This is a genomic window from Nonomuraea sp. NPDC049378, from assembly GCF_055586745.1.
The window spans coordinates 97286-112333 of the sequence record NZ_JBVJHP010000011.1 but is presented as its reverse complement, the minus strand read 5'-3'; the positions used below and the strand labels follow the sequence as shown (position 1 = coordinate 112333).

17 protein-coding genes are annotated in these 15048 nt (G+C 72.1%); 9 read left to right on the top strand and 8 right to left on the bottom strand.

Translation table 11 applies throughout. From position 1 onward, the window contains the following. Positions 1–33: 33 nt before the first annotated feature. Positions 34–996 carry a quinone oxidoreductase family protein gene (locus ACZ6SA_RS24165; protein ID WP_347645765.1) on the bottom strand — a complete coding sequence of 321 codons (963 nt, stop codon included), beginning with the start codon at positions 994–996 and terminating at the stop codon, positions 34–36. A 74-nt stretch (positions 997–1070) separates the two neighbouring features. Further along, positions 1071–1613, bottom strand: coding sequence for a PadR family transcriptional regulator (locus ACZ6SA_RS24160; RefSeq protein ID WP_465830538.1), 543 nt, complete (start codon positions 1611–1613; stop codon positions 1071–1073). 103 nt (positions 1614–1716) lie between these two features. Here ACZ6SA_RS24160 and ACZ6SA_RS24155 point away from each other — a divergent pair, with 103 nt between their 5' ends. The 4 genes from ACZ6SA_RS24155 to ACZ6SA_RS24140 all read left to right on the top strand — a co-directional run bounded on the left by ACZ6SA_RS24155 (position 1717) and on the right by ACZ6SA_RS24140 (position 5035). Next, a complete protein-coding gene (locus ACZ6SA_RS24155) occupies positions 1717–2547 on the top strand; it encodes an SDR family NAD(P)-dependent oxidoreductase (RefSeq protein ID WP_465830536.1) in 831 nt (276 codons plus the stop codon). A 97-nt stretch (positions 2548–2644) separates the two neighbouring features. Further along, the gene (locus ACZ6SA_RS24150; protein WP_465830534.1) at positions 2645–3361 is read left to right on the top strand and encodes a YqjF family protein; all 717 of its coding nucleotides are present in this window, start codon (positions 2645–2647) and stop codon (positions 3359–3361) included. A gap of 35 nt (positions 3362–3396) precedes the next feature. Next, on the top strand, positions 3397–4407 hold the full coding sequence (locus ACZ6SA_RS24145; protein ID WP_465830532.1) for a saccharopine dehydrogenase family protein: 1011 nt from the start codon (positions 3397–3399) through the stop codon (positions 4405–4407). Between the two features lie 202 nt (positions 4408–4609). Beyond that, on the top strand, positions 4610–5035 hold the full coding sequence (locus ACZ6SA_RS24140) for a hypothetical protein (protein WP_347645770.1): 426 nt from the start codon (positions 4610–4612) through the stop codon (positions 5033–5035). A 61-nt stretch (positions 5036–5096) separates the two neighbouring features. Here the strand turns inward: ACZ6SA_RS24140 and ACZ6SA_RS24135 are convergent, their stop codons facing one another. The 3 genes from ACZ6SA_RS24135 to ACZ6SA_RS24125 form a co-directional block, all read right to left on the bottom strand. Next, a complete protein-coding gene (locus tag ACZ6SA_RS24135) occupies positions 5097–5726 on the bottom strand; it encodes a hypothetical protein (protein WP_465830529.1) in 630 nt (209 codons plus the stop codon). A 52-nt stretch (positions 5727–5778) separates the two neighbouring features. Then, positions 5779–6621, bottom strand: coding sequence for an NAD(P)H-binding protein (locus ACZ6SA_RS24130; RefSeq protein WP_347645773.1), 843 nt, complete (start codon positions 6619–6621; stop codon positions 5779–5781). Positions 6622–6693: 72 nt separating this feature from the next. Next, a complete protein-coding gene (locus ACZ6SA_RS24125; protein WP_347645774.1) occupies positions 6694–7128 on the bottom strand; it encodes a TIGR03618 family F420-dependent PPOX class oxidoreductase in 435 nt (144 codons plus the stop codon). A 50-nt stretch (positions 7129–7178) separates the two neighbouring features. On the opposite strand from ACZ6SA_RS24125, the gene ACZ6SA_RS24120 reads away from it, so the two are divergent. Further along, a complete protein-coding gene (locus ACZ6SA_RS24120; RefSeq protein ID WP_347645775.1) occupies positions 7179–7535 on the top strand; it encodes a winged helix-turn-helix transcriptional regulator in 357 nt (118 codons plus the stop codon). Positions 7536–7547: 12 nt separating this feature from the next. Here the strand turns inward: ACZ6SA_RS24120 and ACZ6SA_RS24115 are convergent, their stop codons facing one another. From ACZ6SA_RS24115 to ACZ6SA_RS24105, 3 genes are read right to left on the bottom strand one after another with little or no spacing between them, the layout of a single operon-like run. Further along, positions 7548–8003 carry a MarR family winged helix-turn-helix transcriptional regulator gene (locus ACZ6SA_RS24115; RefSeq protein WP_465830526.1) on the bottom strand — a complete coding sequence of 152 codons (456 nt, stop codon included), beginning with the start codon at positions 8001–8003 and terminating at the stop codon, positions 7548–7550. Beyond that, positions 7990–8742, bottom strand: coding sequence for an alpha/beta fold hydrolase (locus ACZ6SA_RS24110; RefSeq protein ID WP_465830524.1), 753 nt, complete (start codon positions 8740–8742; stop codon positions 7990–7992). Before ACZ6SA_RS24110 ends, ACZ6SA_RS24115 begins: the two co-directional genes overlap by 14 nt. Positions 8743–8799: 57 nt before the next feature. Beyond that, positions 8800–11631 carry an AfsR/SARP family transcriptional regulator gene (locus ACZ6SA_RS24105; RefSeq protein ID WP_465830825.1) on the bottom strand — a complete coding sequence of 944 codons (2832 nt, stop codon included), beginning with the start codon at positions 11629–11631 and terminating at the stop codon, positions 8800–8802. Between the two features lie 179 nt (positions 11632–11810). On the opposite strand from ACZ6SA_RS24105, the gene ACZ6SA_RS24100 reads away from it, so the two are divergent. The 4 genes from ACZ6SA_RS24100 (at position 11811) to ACZ6SA_RS24085 (ending at position 14985) form a co-directional block, all read left to right on the top strand. Continuing rightward, positions 11811–11957: a hypothetical protein gene (locus tag ACZ6SA_RS24100; RefSeq protein ID WP_465830522.1), complete on the top strand. Its 147-nt coding sequence runs from the start codon at positions 11811–11813 to the stop codon at positions 11955–11957. Between the two features lie 68 nt (positions 11958–12025). Then, positions 12026–13882 carry a RiPP maturation radical SAM C-methyltransferase gene (locus ACZ6SA_RS24095; RefSeq protein ID WP_465830520.1) on the top strand — a complete coding sequence of 619 codons (1857 nt, stop codon included), beginning with the start codon at positions 12026–12028 and terminating at the stop codon, positions 13880–13882. Beyond that, a complete protein-coding gene (locus ACZ6SA_RS24090; protein ID WP_347645780.1) occupies positions 13879–14433 on the top strand; it encodes a DUF5825 family protein in 555 nt (184 codons plus the stop codon). The genes ACZ6SA_RS24095 and ACZ6SA_RS24090 overlap by 4 nt, the downstream gene beginning before the upstream one ends. 87 nt (positions 14434–14520) lie before the next feature. After that, on the top strand, positions 14521–14985 hold the full coding sequence (locus tag ACZ6SA_RS24085; protein WP_465830518.1) for a hypothetical protein: 465 nt from the start codon (positions 14521–14523) through the stop codon (positions 14983–14985). Positions 14986–15048 lie beyond the last annotated feature (63 nt).

Genomic DNA, 15048 nt, shown 5'->3' with positions numbered 1-15048 from the left:
CCGCGTCAGCATTTTTCCAGATGACGGGAAGGCTCAGCCGCGCTCGACCTCGAGGACAAGCTTTCCTGTGGTGCCGCCGGACTCGATTCGCCGGTGCGCCTCCGCAGCCTGCTCCAGCGGCAGCGACTCGGTCCGTACCCTCAGTTCCCCGTTCGCGCCCGCGGTCACCGCCCGGTGCAACGCCCGACCCGCCTCCTCGGGGAAGGCGGCGGAGAAGGCGGCGAGGTTGAACCCGGCGACCGTCTTGTTGGCGAACCACAGTTCGTTGGCCGAGACCCCGGCGTCCTCGGCGCCGGACGCGTTGCCCATCACCACCAGCCGGCCCATGGGCGCCAGCAGGTCCAGTCCAGTACGGCGTGCCGTGCCGCCGATCATGTCGACCACGACGTCGAACCGGCCTGCCCCGGCCACCTCCTCGCGCAGGACGACCTCGTCGTACCCGAACTCCTCGGCCAGCCGGATCTTGGCGGGGGTGCCGACGGCGCCCACCACGCGGCCCGCGCCGAGCAGCCGCGCGGCCTGGCCGAGCTGGCTGCCCACACCTCCGGCTGCGGCGTGGACGAGTACGCTCTCGCCCGGTTCGAGGCGGGCGACCCGGTCGAGTACGAGAAACGCCGTGGTGCTGTTGGACGGCAGCGCGGCCGCGAGCTCCAGCCCGAGGTCGCATCCGTCCAGTGGGACCACCAGGTCGGCGGAGGTGGTCACCACCTCGGCGTAGCCGCCGCCGTCGACGATCGTCAGCGCGGCGACCGGCTGTCCCGGGCGCAACCCTCGGATGCCGGGGCCGAGGGCTCGGATGTGGCCGGACACCTCGATGCCGGGGACGAACGGGAGCGGGACATCCACCACACCCCGCCGGTAGAGGATCTCGGCGAAGTTGGCACCGGCGTAGGCCACGTCGATGGAGACCTGCCCCGGCCCGGGCTCGGGGACCTCGATCTCGTCGAGACGGAGGACGTCGGCGGCGCCGAATTCGGGAATCGTGATTGCCTTCATGCCGTCCATCGTGCGGGGACGACTGCGAACCGGGCAGTGTCAGCTCATCCTGGGTGTGTCACCACCAGCATGGGTCAACGTCCGCGCTGCCCCGCGAGGGGATCCTCGTCCCGTGCCCATTCGGCCCACTCCGCCAGCGCGCCGTACAGCCGGATCGCCGCCTCGATGGCGATCCGGAGCGAGTGGGTCTGCGGACCGTCGCCGAAGTCGCCGCGGTCCTTGGCCTCGGCGTAGGCATGGTATTTCGCCAGCTCGCCGCGGTAGTAGGCAGCTTCACGATCAAGGTGGGCGCGCAGGTCGGCGGGCTCCATCAGCCAGAAGAACACCGAGCGCAGCAGGGGCTGGAGCCGCATGGTGTGGTCGACCTCGCCGTCGGTCAGCCATTGCCTGACGGCGGCGAGACCGGCGTCGGTGATCCGATAGGCCTTACGGCGCCGCGGTCCCTCGCTCTCGACCTCGATGAGTCCCTCGCCCGCCATCCTGTTGAGCTCGGAGTAGATTTTCGGGTGCTGGGCCGGCCAGACCGAGCCGAGCATCTCCTGAAACCGTCGAGCCAGGTCATAACCGCTGGCGGGCCCTTCGGCGAGCAGGCCGAGCAGGCCGTACCGCAACGACATCGGCGGCCCCCTTTCCGGAACCCATCTTGACATGTTCCAGGGGACATGTGCACGCTCTCATATGTACCTAAGGACATGTCCTAGTGGACTTATGGAGGCTGACATGCCCCAGGCAGTACTCGTCACCGGCGCGACCGGCGGAATCGGCCGGGCGACCGTCAAGGCGCTCTCCGGATACACGGTCTTCGCCGGAGTCCGGCACAAGAGCGACGGGCTGAACGGCGTCCGGCAGGTCGTCATGGACGTCGCCGACCCCGACAGCGTCGCCGCCGCGGCCAAGGAGATCACCAGGGAGATGGGGGACGGCGGCCTGTACGCTGTGGTCAACAACGCCGGCGTGATCGTCCAAGGACCTCTTGAACTGGTTCCGCCCGACGAGCTGCGCCGCCAGTTCGAGGTCAACACACTCGGCCCTGCCTACGTCACCCAGGCTTTCCTGCCGTTACTGCGGCTCGGCGGCGGCAGGGTCATCAACATCAGCGCATCGACCGCGCGTGTACCCATACCGCTGCTGTCCGCGCTGTCCGGGAGCAAGGCCGCGCTCGTCGCGATGTCGGCCGCGCTCCGCCTGGAACTGGCCGCCTGGAACATCCCCGTCATCGTCGTCGAACCCGGCAGCACCGCCACCGAGATCTTCGCCAAGGCTGAGAAGAACGCCGGTGCGGCTCTCGCGCTGGCTGACCCGGAACGGGTGGCCCGCTATGCCCACCACCTGGCCGCGGCCGCCAGAGCTCAGGCCGGCCTGCGTCCCGCGCCTCCGGAAGCGGCCGCCGAGACCGTGCTCAAGGCGCTTCGGTCCACCAACCCCCGACGCCACTACGTCGTCCCCGGCGACGCCCGCATCGCCGGCCTGCTCCAGCGACTCCCGGCCGGCCTGCGCGAATACCTGCTCGCCCGCACCCTCGGCCTGACTAGGACCAGCACGCAGGCATGAGGACGATCGTGCCGGTGGGGGCCACTTCAGGCCTCGGGACGCATCGGGATCGCGCTGAGGGCGGATTGCCGGTACGGGCGGAGGGCAGGGGGGCGGGATGCGTGCTCCACCCTCGCCCCGCGTCAGCCGGCCCGTGATGTACCACCGCTGGTCCCGGATGACGTTCATCCACTGGCGCTACCGGCCGGAGCAGGTGCAGGCGCTCCTGCCGGCGCAGCTCGAGGTCGAGACGTTCGACGGGGCGGCGTGGGTGGGGCTCACGCCGTTCCTCATGCGCGGGGTCCGGGTGCCGGGTGTTCCCGCGTTGCCGTGGTTGTCCACGTTTCCGGAGACGAACGTGCGGACCTATGTGCGCGACGCGCGGGGACGTACGGGCGTCTGGTTCTTCTCGCTGGACGCCGGACGCCTGCCGGCCGCGCTCGGCGGGCGGATCGGCTACTGGCTGCCCTACTTCTGGTCTGACATGTCGGTGGACGTCAAGAACGGGCACACGCGTTACCGGTGCCGCCGGCGCTACCCCGGGCCGGCGGGCGCGTGGTGTGACGCGGAGGTGGAGACCGGTCTGCCTCTGGCGGAGCGGGAGCGCGACGAGCTCGCGTACTTTCTGACCGCCCGCTTCCGGCTGTTCAGCCTCGTGGGCGGCCGGTTGGCGGCGGCACGGGTGGAGCACCCGCCGTGGCCGCTGCACCACGCCTCCCTGCACGGCCTGGATCAGGGCCTGGTGCAGGCCGCCGGGCTGCCCGCCCCTGAAGGGCGGCCCGTTCTCCACGCCTCTCCGGGGGTGCCGGTCAGGGTGGGGACGTGGAGCTGGTGAACGTGGGGGCCGGCGCGCGGAACGTGCGGCGGTAGGTGTACGGCGCCTACGGGCACACCGGGCGGTTCGTCGTCGCGGAGTTGCGCGAGCGCGGGCATGTACCGCTGCTCCTCGGCCGCGACCGGGACAAGCTGCCGGCGATGGGTCAGCCGTCCCTGACGCGGCAGGCGCCGGTCGGCGACCCGGGCTCGCTCGACCGCGCGCTGGGCGGCGCGGACATCGTGATCAACTGCGCCGGACCCTTCGCCTCGACCGCCGCCCCGCTGGTCGAGGCGGCGTTGCGGGCCGGCATCCCCTATGTCGACGTGGCGGCCGAGATCGAGGCGAACGCCGACACGTTCGCGCGCTTCGCGCAGCCCGCCCGCGACGCCGGCACCGTGGTGGTCCCGGCGATGGCCTTCTACGGCGGCCTCGGCGACCTGCTGGTCACCACCGCGATGGGCGACTGGACGGCGGCGGACGAGGTGCACGTCGCCTACGGCCTGAGCAGCTGGCACCCCACCGCGGGAACGCTCGCCGCCGGCGTGGTCTCGGCGGAACGGCGGGGTGGCCGCCGGGTCCGCTACACGGGCGGGCGGCTGGAGCACCACGACGACGCGCTGCCGACCCTGGAATGGCGGTTCCCGGCTCCGCTCGGCCCCCAGAACGTCATCGGGGACTTCACCATGGCCGACGTCGTCACCGTCCCCAGCCACCTGGCCGTCCCGGAGGTCCGTACCTACATGACCGCCAGGGCGGCCGCGGACCTGTTCGCTCCCGACGCCTCGCCGCCGGCCGCCGTCGACGAGCGCGGCCGCTCCGCGCAGACCTTCCTCGTCGACGTCGTCGTCCGCTCCGGCGGCGCGGAACGCCGCGCGGCCGCCGCCGGTCAGGACATCTACGCCATCACCGCGCCGCTCGCGGTGGAGGCCGCCGACCGCATCCTCACCGGCCGGACCAGGACCACCGGCGTCGCCTCCGCGGGGGCGGCCTTCGACGCCCCCGACTTCCTGCGCGCCCTGACCCCGCACCTGTCGCTGCAGGTGCCGCTCGGCCCACGCGGCTGACCGGTCCTGCCCTGACGCTCGCAGGATCTGCGCCGTGCACGGGTCGGCGAAGAAGGTGTGGCCCGCCGGCACGGGCGCGGCGCCTCGAGGCCCGCGCCGTTCCCGGTGGTCCAGTCCGCTCGTGACGTGGCTGCATCTGTGATGCGCGTCAGCGGCATTCGTGGTCTCATATCGTGAGTATTGATCGATTGAAGGGATTTCCGTGCGCACACGCAAGCTGGCGACCCTCCTGACCGGCGCGACCATCGCCGCCTCCGCGACGATGGTGGCGGCCGCCGCCCCGGCAGGCGCGGCCGGACCCTGCGGCAGCAGCTACACCCGGGTCGGCGTCTACGCCATTCACCACAAGGTAGACGGCAGCCGCACGGGCACGCTGGAGGTGCACTACAGCTCCAGCACGGGCAAGAACTGCGCCCTGACCTACGGCTACGGCAAGTACGCCAACACCAGGAGCTGGAAGGGCGTCATCATCTCGCGGGGCGACGGCAGCGGGAAGGACTCGGACGCCGGGGAGTTCACGCACTACGCAGGCCCGGTGTACGTCTCCGCGCCCAACCAGTGCATTGACGTCGAGGGGATCGTCCCGGACTGGAACTCGCGCAAGCTCAACAACGTTCACTGCGGCTGAACCCATCGCGACGGACGTGCGGGCGGACCTGCCACGTTCGTACGTGGCAGGTCCGCCGGCCTTACCGGTGACCGCCCGGGGCGAGCGAGCCGAGTTCGGCTGCCCGCCGCAGATCCTTCGGGCGGCCGATGGCGCGGCGCATCCGGATCAGATCGTCCAGGCAGGCGTAGCGGACGACCAGGCCGTCCGGGCCGGTCGCGGTGATCGCGCGGTCGAGGAAGTCCCGGACGCGAAGGCCGCCCCAGGGGAGCGCCGGGGTGCAGCAGTCGCCGCCGGCTCCCGGCGAGGTGAACTGCACCTTGGGATGGAGGAAGGACTCCGGCCGCGTCGGTACGGGGTCGCCCGCTTCGTCGGAGAGCCGGGCCCCGACAGAGATGAAGGCGGCCGCCAAGGCGGGGGCGTGAGCCGGGACGCCGTCCCAGAGCAGGTCCAGATCGCCGGTCAGTTCGGTGGATCCGTGCATGATGCCGGCGACCTGCCCGATCACCACGATGTGGACGCCGTGGTGGTGGAGGGCTCCGAGCAGCGGGAAGGGGTCGAACCCGAGGGCGCCGTCCGTGCCGACCGTGCCGACGTCGTCGTCGGCGTCCTGGTGGCGGAGGCCGGTGCCCGCCCGGCCCAGGGCCAGCTCGCGGGTGCGGCGGGCGGCGGTGCGGAGTCGTTCCAGCGGTTCGTCGATCACCTGGCTCATGCAACACCCGGCCGCGCTCACGGCGCACGTGGATTTTCGCCGTGCCGCTCGTTCACGACCACACGCCGGTTCGTGCGGTGCCGCGCGCCCAGTCGGTGAAGTCGCGCGGTCTCCGGCCGAGCACCTCCCGCACGCCGTCGGAGAGGTACTCGGAGCGGTGGTTGCGGATCACCGCGAACAGGTCGCGCAGGGCCTCGGCCTCGGCCCGGGACGCGCCGTACCCGACCAGCTCGGCGACGTGCTCGGCGGGTTCGAGAGCGACGTACCGGATCTGCCGGCCGGTCGCGGCGGAGAGCTCGGCCGCGACCTCGGCCAGGGTGAGGGTACGCGGACCCGAAAGCGAGTACGTCTGGCCCGCGTGCTTCTCGTCCAGCAGCGCGGTCACCGTCACGTCGGCGATGTCCTCGGTGTCGATCCACGGCTCGGCGCCGTCGCCGGCCGGCAACCGGAGCTCACCGGCCACCACCTGCCCGTGCATGAAGTCCTCGCTGAGGTTCTGCATGAACCAGGCGGGCCGGACGATGGTCCAGGCGGCGCCGCTGTCCTTGACGGCGCTCTCCAGGTCGAGCTGGGCGTCGTAGACCGCGAAGTCGCGGCCGGGGCCGCCGACGCCGCGGCCGGACAGCACCACCACCCGGCGCAGGCCGTTCGCCGCCGCCTGCTGGACGAACCGTCCGGCCTGCGCGAGACCCGGCGGATCGACCGGCGGGGCCAGGTAGGCCGTGTCCATGCCGGCCGCCGCCGGGGTCCAGGTGCTCTCGTCGTACCAGTCGAACCGCTGCTCGCTCGATCGCGAGGCGAGCCGGATCGGGACGCCGCGCGCCCGCAGCCGCTCGGCGACGTGGCGGCCGGTCTTGCCCGCGCCGCCCAGGATGAGGATCGGTGTCGTTGTCATGATTCGAGTTCACCGCGAAAGGATGAGACGAACCATGGTCGAGAAGCGCATTTCCATGCGCGAGCGTCTAGGCTATGGCGCCCACGGACCGACGCCGGACACGTGTTCCACCTGGATCCGGCCGATGAGCGCCGTCGTGGACTCGCGGTTCGCGAAGGGGTAGCCGGTGCCGAGGTAGCGCTGGGCCTGCCGGTCCATGAAGGCAGCGAAGCGCTCGGGGATGCCGGGGCCTTCGAAGGTCACGGTGCCGCGGACGATCAGGTGCTGCCGTAGGCCGTGCTCCGAATCCCGGTCGTCCTCGATCAGCACCGTGACGCGCGGGTCGCGCCGCAGGTTGCGGACCTTGACACGATGTTGCTCGACGCCGAACACCAGGTGATCGCCGTCCTTGGAGATCCACATGAGGCTGACCTGGGGCGATCCGTCAGCATTTATGGTGACAAATGTGGCACACCGGTCGGCTTCGAGAAGTCGATCCGCGGCGGGCGAGAGCTTCTGCGTCGTCATGAGGCGCACGATAGCCAGCCCCATGGGAACCAACGAGTACCTTAGGAACCGTGGGTGACTTTGACGGGCCGGGGGATGTGTTCCTGGCCGACTGCCCGGCCCGCCTGGCGGTGGAGGTGATCGCCGACAAGTGGTCGGTCGTCGTGCTGTACGCGCTCAGCCGCGGCCCGCGCCGGCACGGTGAGCTGGTCGAGCTGATCGGCGGCATCTCCAGGAAGATGCTGACCCAGACCCTGCGCCGGCTGCAGAACTACGGGCTGGTCGGCCGGCGGGCCTACGCGGAGGTGCCGCCGCGGGTCGAGTACGAGCTGACCGAGCTCGGCGAGACGTTGATCGACCCGATAGCGATCCTGACGCGGTGGGCCGAGCATCACGGGGACGCGATCCTGGCCGCTCAGCCCGAGTGACCGTGACGCGGGTCAGCGGTGGGCGCGGCGGGCCAGGGCCTGGCCGGCGGGCAGGTCGCCGACGAAGGCCCTGAGGAAGGCGAAGACCTGTTCGAGATCGCGGCCTCCGGCTGCGGCGTCGATCGACTGGTAGAGCCTCTCCTCGATCTCGGCGACCTGCCGTACGAGCTCGGCCCCCTCTTCGGTGAGCGACAGGTCGATGTGGCGGCGGTCGTGGCCCGCCACGTCACGCCTGACCAGGCCGAGCGTGACCAGGCGATCCACGAGCCTGCTCGGGCTGTTGCCGCTCTCGCAGACCAGGAGCTCGCCGAGGCCGTTGAGCGTCAGCGGGCCGTGCTCCCGCAGGACGCGGATCACCTCGGCCTGGGAGGGGGTGATGCCGAGCGGCCGCAGGGCCTGGCCGAGCATCCGGTTGCCCTCGCGCTGCGCGGCCAGGATCAGGTATCTGAGCTCCTCAGCGGGCCGCATGGGTCAGCTCGCGGTCGCGGGTCGTCTCGGTCAGGAACGTCTCGACGGCGCGGGCGTAGGTTTCGGGATGCGTGAAGCGGAACATGTGCCCGGTCCGGTCCAGCACGATCTCGCGGGCGCCGGCGATTCCGGTGCGCATGGTCTGCGCCGCCTGCTCGCCGATCAGCTTGTCGTGCGACGGCGTGATGATCAGGGTGGGGACGCCTACCCTGTCGAGACGGTCGGTGTAGTCGGCGGTGAGCGCCGCGCTGACGCGGGCTCCGAACGACGCGGCCGGGGTGTTGTCCAGGAACAACCGGCGGCTGTCGGCCTGGCTCCAGGGGATCTGGCCCGCACGGTCGTGGGGTGAGGCCAGCCGGTGGGCGTGCGCGCGCAGCGCCAGCTGCCGGTAGGGGCCGCCGCGCAGCCTGCCCATGCCCCGCATGGCGCTCCTCCAGATCGGGGAGGAGACGGGGTTGGCCGCGAAGCCGCCCGACATCACCAGGGCGCGCAGCCCGGTCGGCCGGCGGACGGCCAGCGCCAGCGCGATGTTGGCTCCGAAGGAGTCTCCGACCAGCACGTAGTCGTCCAGGTCCGCGACGTGGGCCGCGGCGGCGTCGGCGTAGGCCTCCATGTCGGCCACGCCTTCGGGGAGCCTGAAGGTGCGCTGCGGGCGATGGGCCAGGGGGGTGAGCTGCGCGAGATCCCATGGAGCGCCGGAGAAGCAGGGGATGAAGACCAGGGTCGGTTCGTTTGCCATGCCGATAGATTACACGACATATATGTCGTGTCAACTAACCTGGGCAGCGCCCGGATGTCAGCGTTGCCGCACGATCACCCGCGGCGTCGGGGGCGGCTCCTCCTGCTCCGCGCTGAGCCGTTCGTCGCGGGTGATGAGCCCCAGCCTGCCCAGCAGGGTGACCGACCGCCGCCACGCCTGCCGCGCCTCGTCGGCGCGGCCGAGCTCGTGAAGGACCAGGCCGAGCCCCCAGGAGATCTCGGCCTCCCCGAAGTCGCCGGAGCCGCCCAGCCCTTCGTGGGTCTCCATGGCCTGCCGGTAGTGCTCGACGGCCTCTTCGTACCGGCCCGCCCGCCGGTACGCCTCGGCGCGGTGGATGAAGGCGCGCAGCCGTTCGCCCGGCATGCGGAGCTCTCCCAGCAGCTCGATCGACCGGGTGTGCAGCTCGACGGCCTCGTCGTAACGGCCGGCCGCCTGGCGGACCAGCCCGAGGTGGGTGAGGTTGACCGCCTCGCCCCTGCGGTCGCCGAGCTCGCGGTTGAGCCGCAGCGCCAGCGTGTGGTGCTCGGCCGCGCGCTCCGGCTGCCCCGCCGTGCGGTAGGCGACGCCGAGGTTGTCGAGCAACGACGCCTCCATCGTCGCCTCACCTGCCCGCCGGTAGGCGTCGAGCGAGCGGTGCAGGTGGGCGATGCCGTCCTCGCTCGCCCCCATGCACACCTGCACCCAGCCCAGGTCGCCGAGGATGCGCGCTTCGTACCGGATGTCGCCGGTGCCGGCCGCCGCGGGCAGGGCCGACTGGGCGAGGCCGAGCTGCTTGAGCCAGTGGCCGCGCTCGTACAGCAGGACGGTGAACGTCGCCGCGAGCGAAACCACCAGGGCGTCCATGGAAGGGCCCGCGGACGTGCGGACCAGCGCCAGCACGTTGTCGGCCTCCGCGTCCGTCCACGCGTGCACGTCCTCGCCGCTCGCCAGCCGGGCGCCGGGGTGATCGAGCGTGCGCGGGCCGATGCCGGCGCGCCGGCCGGAGTTCGCGCCGATCACCTTGATCGCCGTGCGGGCGGTCGCCAGCTGGCAGTGCAGGACCCGCCGCACGAGTTCGGTACGGCAGCCGGCGGGGTCCTCCGCCTCGGCCCGCTCGCGGGCGTAGAGCCGCAGCAGGTCGTGCAGGCGGTAACGGTCGGGGGCGTGGGTCTCCACCAGCTGGGCGTCGACCAGCGCGTCCAGCAGGTCACGCGCGCGGTCCTCGGGCAGCCCGGTCATCGCCGCGACGACGACGGGCCCGACATCCGGCCCGTCGAGCATCCCCACGTACCGGAACACGCGGGCGGCCTCGGCTCCCGACGGGCTCGCGCGCAGGTCCTCGTAGCTCTCCTGGAAGACGGCGCGTACGGCCCGGTCGTCGGCGCGCAGCTCGTCCAGCCGGTGCCGGGCGGTGGACAGCCGCTCGGCCAGGACCGACACCGGCCAGAAGGGACGGCCGTTCAGCCGCGCGGCGGCCAGGCAGAGCGCGAGAGGCAGCCCTCCGCACAGGCGGACCACCGCCGCCGCGGCGTCCGGCTCCCTGGCGATGCGGTCGTCGTGGACCATGCCGCCGAGCAGGTCGGTGCCCCGCCCGACGTCGAGCACGTCGAGCGGGACGTGGACGGCGTCGTGCAGCGAGGTGAACATCCGGCGGCTGGTCACCAGGACGGCGCAGGTGGCGCTCCCCGGGAGCAGGGGCCGCACCTGCGCGGCGTCCCTGGCGTTGTCGAGCACGATCAGGATGCGCTTGCCGGCGGTCAGGGACCGGAACCGGCCCGCGGCCTCCTCCAGGTCGGCGGGCACGGCCGAGTCGGCGGTGCCGAGCGAGCGCAGGAAGCGGCCCAGCACGATGTGCGGGTCGACCGGGCCTGCCTGCGGGATGGCCCCGTGCAGGTTGACGTAGAGCTGCCCGTCGGGGAAGCGCTCGACGAGCCCGCGGGCGACGTGGACGGCCAGCGCGGACTTCCCGATGCCGCCGATGCCGCTGATGTGACACACCCGCGGGCCCGCGGTGAGGGCGGCGCGTACGCGGGCGATCTCGGCGGCCCGCCCGGCGAAGACGGCCGGGGTCGCGGGGAGCTCGGCGGGCACCGGCGGCGCGTCCGCCGCGTCGGCGGAGCCCTCAGCGGTGGCCTGCTGGGAGTAGGGCCACACCTCGACGGCCGGTTCGGCCGACAGGGCCCGCCGGTGCAACTCCTGCAGCTCGATCCCGGGCTCGACGCCCAGCTCGTCCACCAGCCGCCGGCGGGTCTGCCGGAACGCCTCCAGCGCGGCGGCCCGCCTGCCGTCACGCAGCAACGACAACATCCACAGGTACGTCAGCCGCTCCCGCAGCGGGTGCTCGCTGATCAGCATCGGCAGGTCGGCCAGCGACTCGATGGACGCGCCGAGGCTCAGGCCGACGGCCACGTGCTCCTCGACCACGCTCAGGCGTTCCTCCGCCAGCGCCTGGCCGAACATCGCCGGCAGCCAGTCGCCCGAGACGTCCGCCAGCGGCGGCCCCTGCCACAGGCGCAGCGCCTGCCCGAAGAGGGCGCCGGCCTCGCGGGGGACGCTCTTCCTCGCCTGGTCGACCAGCTCGCGGAAGCGGTGGAGGTCGACGTCGGCCGGCTCGGCGTCGAGGCGGTAGCCGGGCGGCGCGGTGACGAGCGCGGCCCGGGGGACCGGGGCGAGGACCCGCCGCAGGCGCGAGATGTACTGGTGGATGGCGTTGCGCGCGGTGATCGGCGGCTCGTCGCCCCAGACCGCCCGCATCAGCCGCTCGGTGGTGACCACCTGGCGCACGTTCAGTAACAACATGGCCAGCACCGACCGCTGTTGTGGAGTGGACGGGCCGACGAACCGGCCCTCCGCCCAGACCCCGACCGGCCCGAGTATCCGGAACCCCACCTGGCGCAAGCGCCGCCCCTTTCCGACGACCGGATGCGCAGGAAGCCTATCGTGTCCCCAGGTCACCGAGCCGCCGGGCCGTTCCGCGAAAGCCATTTCATCGGCATTTAAGCCGGCAATAACGGGACGCCCATAAAGTCTCCCCGACCATTTCTGCGCGGTCGAAAGGAGACATGCTCATGCCTGTTGAGACACGCGGTTCGGCGGCGCCCGCCCCTGGCGCGGAGGCGGCGGAGGAGCGGACCGCCGCCAGGCCGGCCATCAAGAAGACGCCGATCCATTCGCAGCTCGTCTACACGGAGAACCTCTGGGCCAAGGCGGCGTAGGCGGCCCGGACGGAAACCACGAGCGGGGGCGCCGGCGCCACGGCGTCCCCACCCGGGAAGGGAGGGACATGCGCGTCGCGCTCGCCGCCATGCCCTGGCAGCCGGTCAACCGGCCCTCGCTGCCCATCGGCATCCTGCACGAACTGCTGCGCACGCGGCGTCCGGACGTCGAGGTGACCGAGTTCCACGGCGGCATCCGGTGGGTCGAGTTCCTGATCAAGGACAGCGGCGGCGACCTGGGGCCCAGGGCGGTCATGGACATCGCCGAGTACGGCGTGCTGCACGGCCTGGGCGACTGGGTCTTCGCCGGCTGCCTCCACGACGACCCGGCGTGGAAGGACGCCGAGTTCCGCGCGTACGCCGAGGCCCGCGGGCTCGACGTCGACGCGGTGGTGCGGATGCGCCCCCACGCCGCGGCCTTCATCGACGTCGCCGTCGACGAGGTGCTGGCCGGCGAGCCGCACGTCGTCGGCTTCACCTCCACGTTCATGCAGAACGCCGCCAGCCTGGCACTCGCCCGGCGGCTCAAGCGCCTGCGCCCCGAGCTCCGGGTCGTCTTCGGCGGGGCCAACTGCGACGGCGTCATGGGCCACGCGCTGCACCGCAACCACCCGTTCGTCGACTACGTCGTGCGCGGCGAGGGCGAAGAGGTGTTCCCCCTCCTCCTCGACCGCGTCCTGGCGGCCGAGGACCCGGCCGACCTGCCCGGGGTGTGCTGGTGGAACGGCGCCGAGTCGATCGCCAACCCGCCCACGAGCCGTCCCGTGCCGCCCGCCGCCATCCCGCTGCCCGACTTCCGCGGGTGGCAGGAGGTGTTCGAGGCGTCGCCCGTACGCGAGCACGTCTCCCCGCAACTCGTCATGGAAGGGTCGCGCGGCTGCTGGTGGGGAGAGAAACACCAGTGCACGTTCTGCGGGCTCAACGGCTCGATGATCGGATTCAGGTCCAAGCCCGCCGACCGGTTCCTGGACGAGCTGTCCACGCTGGTCAGGCGGCACCAGATCCTGGACGTGCTGCCCGTCGACAACATCCTCGACATGAACTATTTCCGTACGGTCCTGCCCGCCATGGCGGACCTGGAATGGGACCTGCGCGTCCACTACGAGATCAAGTCCAACATCCGCACCGACCAGGTTCGCGCCCTGGCCGGCGCCGGCATGGCCACGGTCCAGCCGGGCATCGAGAGCCTCAACGGCCGGGTGCTCAAACTCATGGACAAGGGCGTGGACGGCACGACCAACATCCGGCTGCTGCGCGACTGCGAGACGCACCACCTGACCGTGGAGTGGAACTACCTGTACGGCTTCCCCGGCGAGAGCGCGGCCGACTACCGGCCCGTCATCGAGCAGATCCCGGCGCTCGTCCACCTGCAACCGCCGGACACCACGGTCCGCATCGTCCTCGAACGTTTCAGCCCCTACCACGAACGGCCCGAGCTCGGCTTCGCGCGCCGCGCGCCGGCGGCGTTCTACCGGCACGTCTACGACCTGCCCGACAGCGAGCTGTCCGACCTGGCGTACTTCTTCGACAGCGATCCCGCCGGCATCGACGAGGAGACCGCCAGGGCGCTGGAGGCGGCGCTGGAGAGCTGGAAGGACGCCTACCCGTCCTCCTACCTGATCGCCGAGGACCACGGCGACCTGATCGTCATCGACGACGCCCGCCACGGCCGGCCGCGGACCCGGCACCGCCTGCCGGGCTGGCGGGCCGCCGCGTACCGCGCGCTGGGCGACCGCCGCACCGGGGCGGGGCTGCACCGGCACCTGAGCAGGCACGGGCAGGCGCCGCCGGAGGCGGAACTGGGTGCCTGGCTCGGCGAGGCCCAGGCAGACGGGCTGGTGTTCCGCGACGGCGACTTCTGGATCGGCCTCGCCACCGGCTCCGCTCCGCACCGCGCGCCGGTCCTGACCGGGACGCGGGCATGAGCAGCTCCCCGCTTTCCTCGGGCCCGCCTCCTCCCGGTACGGTGATCACCGCTGGGCGGCCGATCACGCTGGGCGAGCGGCCCGAGGAGACGGTCGCGTTCATCGCCGTGCTGCGCGACAACCTCGAACGGGGCACCGTCGTCGACTGGACGGGCGGGGTGCGGCCCGGCTTCGACACGGCGCCGCTGCTCCACCTGCCGCCACCGCGGCGGCCCGTACCGGCAGCGGGCCAGGAAGGGAGCGCCGGGCTGGACGTCTGGCGCTCGCGGTTCCGGATCGGCCTGTGCTACTACCGCAGAGGGCCCGGCTTCCTGCAGGTCAAGGACATGCGCGACCCGGCGGCCGCGGCCCGGATGATCATCGACGACGGGGCGCTGGGCTCCGCGTTCACCCGCTGCCTGCGCCCGCGGCGGCTGCCCGGCCTCGGGACGGACGAACGCGACGCCGTCGACGTGCTGATCGACGAGCGGCTGGTGCTCAGGTGCGGCGACCTCGTGGTCACCCTCCCGCACCGGATGCGCCGCTGGCCGGTCCCCGCCATGGCGGTCTGAGATCGTGGGTCCGCCACGTTCACGAGCCACTGCGAGGCGGCCGGAAACCGGATTGATCGGGTTAGCCGGCGATGCCACCATCCTCGAATGGAGGAAGACGAGCTGCGGCTGATCCAGGAGAATGTCACCCTGGCCATCGACCGGCTGGGGCCGCTGAGCGACGTGGACTTCGGCCTCAACCGGGAGTCGGTCGAGTGGGTCGACGGCTTCATCGAGCGCCAGCGTTCCCGGCCCGGCTTCGACCCGGAGCAGATCGACGGGCTGGTCGGCGTGCTCGGCTCGTTTCTCGGCGCCTGCGTCGCCGCCGCCACGGACGGTCACTGGCGCAGGACGGACGATGGCGCGTGGGGCGTGCTCCTTCCCGACGGCAGCATGGCCTTCCCCTTCACGAAGGTGCGCAAGCAGTTCCGTGGCGGGGCGGAAGAGGGCGAATCGATCGCCGGCTTCTACCGGATCGCGGTCGGCTTCGTCGCCACGGGCAAGTTGCGGAGGCACGCGAGCGAGAGGCCGGCCCGGACGCGAGGTGATCCCTTCGGGTTTAGGAATCTTTGACCCGGTTACGGTTCGGGGTTTACGAGAGCGGCGCGGCCCACCGCCGCGCCGGCCGCGACCGGA

Coding starts and splice junctions, on each gene's coding strand:
- ACZ6SA_RS24165 (WP_347645765.1), bottom strand. CDS start 996: ATGAAGGCAATCACGATTCCCGAATTCGGCGCCGCCGACGTCCTCCGT.
- ACZ6SA_RS24160 (WP_465830538.1), bottom strand. CDS start 1,613: ATGTCGTTGCGGTACGGCCTGCTCGGCCTGCTCGCCGAAGGGCCCGCC.
- ACZ6SA_RS24155 (WP_465830536.1), top strand. CDS start 1,717: ATGCCCCAGGCAGTACTCGTCACCGGCGCGACCGGCGGAATCGGCCGG.
- ACZ6SA_RS24150 (WP_465830534.1), top strand. CDS start 2,645: ATGCGTGCTCCACCCTCGCCCCGCGTCAGCCGGCCCGTGATGTACCAC.
- ACZ6SA_RS24135 (WP_465830529.1), bottom strand. CDS start 5,726: ATGAGCCAGGTGATCGACGAACCGCTGGAACGACTCCGCACCGCCGCC.
- ACZ6SA_RS24130 (WP_347645773.1), bottom strand. CDS start 6,621: ATGACAACGACACCGATCCTCATCCTGGGCGGCGCGGGCAAGACCGGC.
- ACZ6SA_RS24125 (WP_347645774.1), bottom strand. CDS start 7,128: ATGACGACGCAGAAGCTCTCGCCCGCCGCGGATCGACTTCTCGAAGCC.
- ACZ6SA_RS24115 (WP_465830526.1), bottom strand. CDS start 8,003: ATGCGGCCCGCTGAGGAGCTCAGATACCTGATCCTGGCCGCGCAGCGC.
- ACZ6SA_RS24110 (WP_465830524.1), bottom strand. CDS start 8,742: ATGGCAAACGAACCGACCCTGGTCTTCATCCCCTGCTTCTCCGGCGCT.
- ACZ6SA_RS24100 (WP_465830522.1), top strand. CDS start 11,811: ATGCCTGTTGAGACACGCGGTTCGGCGGCGCCCGCCCCTGGCGCGGAG.
- ACZ6SA_RS24095 (WP_465830520.1), top strand. CDS start 12,026: ATGCGCGTCGCGCTCGCCGCCATGCCCTGGCAGCCGGTCAACCGGCCC.
- ACZ6SA_RS24090 (WP_347645780.1), top strand. CDS start 13,879: ATGAGCAGCTCCCCGCTTTCCTCGGGCCCGCCTCCTCCCGGTACGGTG.
- ACZ6SA_RS24085 (WP_465830518.1), top strand. CDS start 14,521: ATGGAGGAAGACGAGCTGCGGCTGATCCAGGAGAATGTCACCCTGGCC.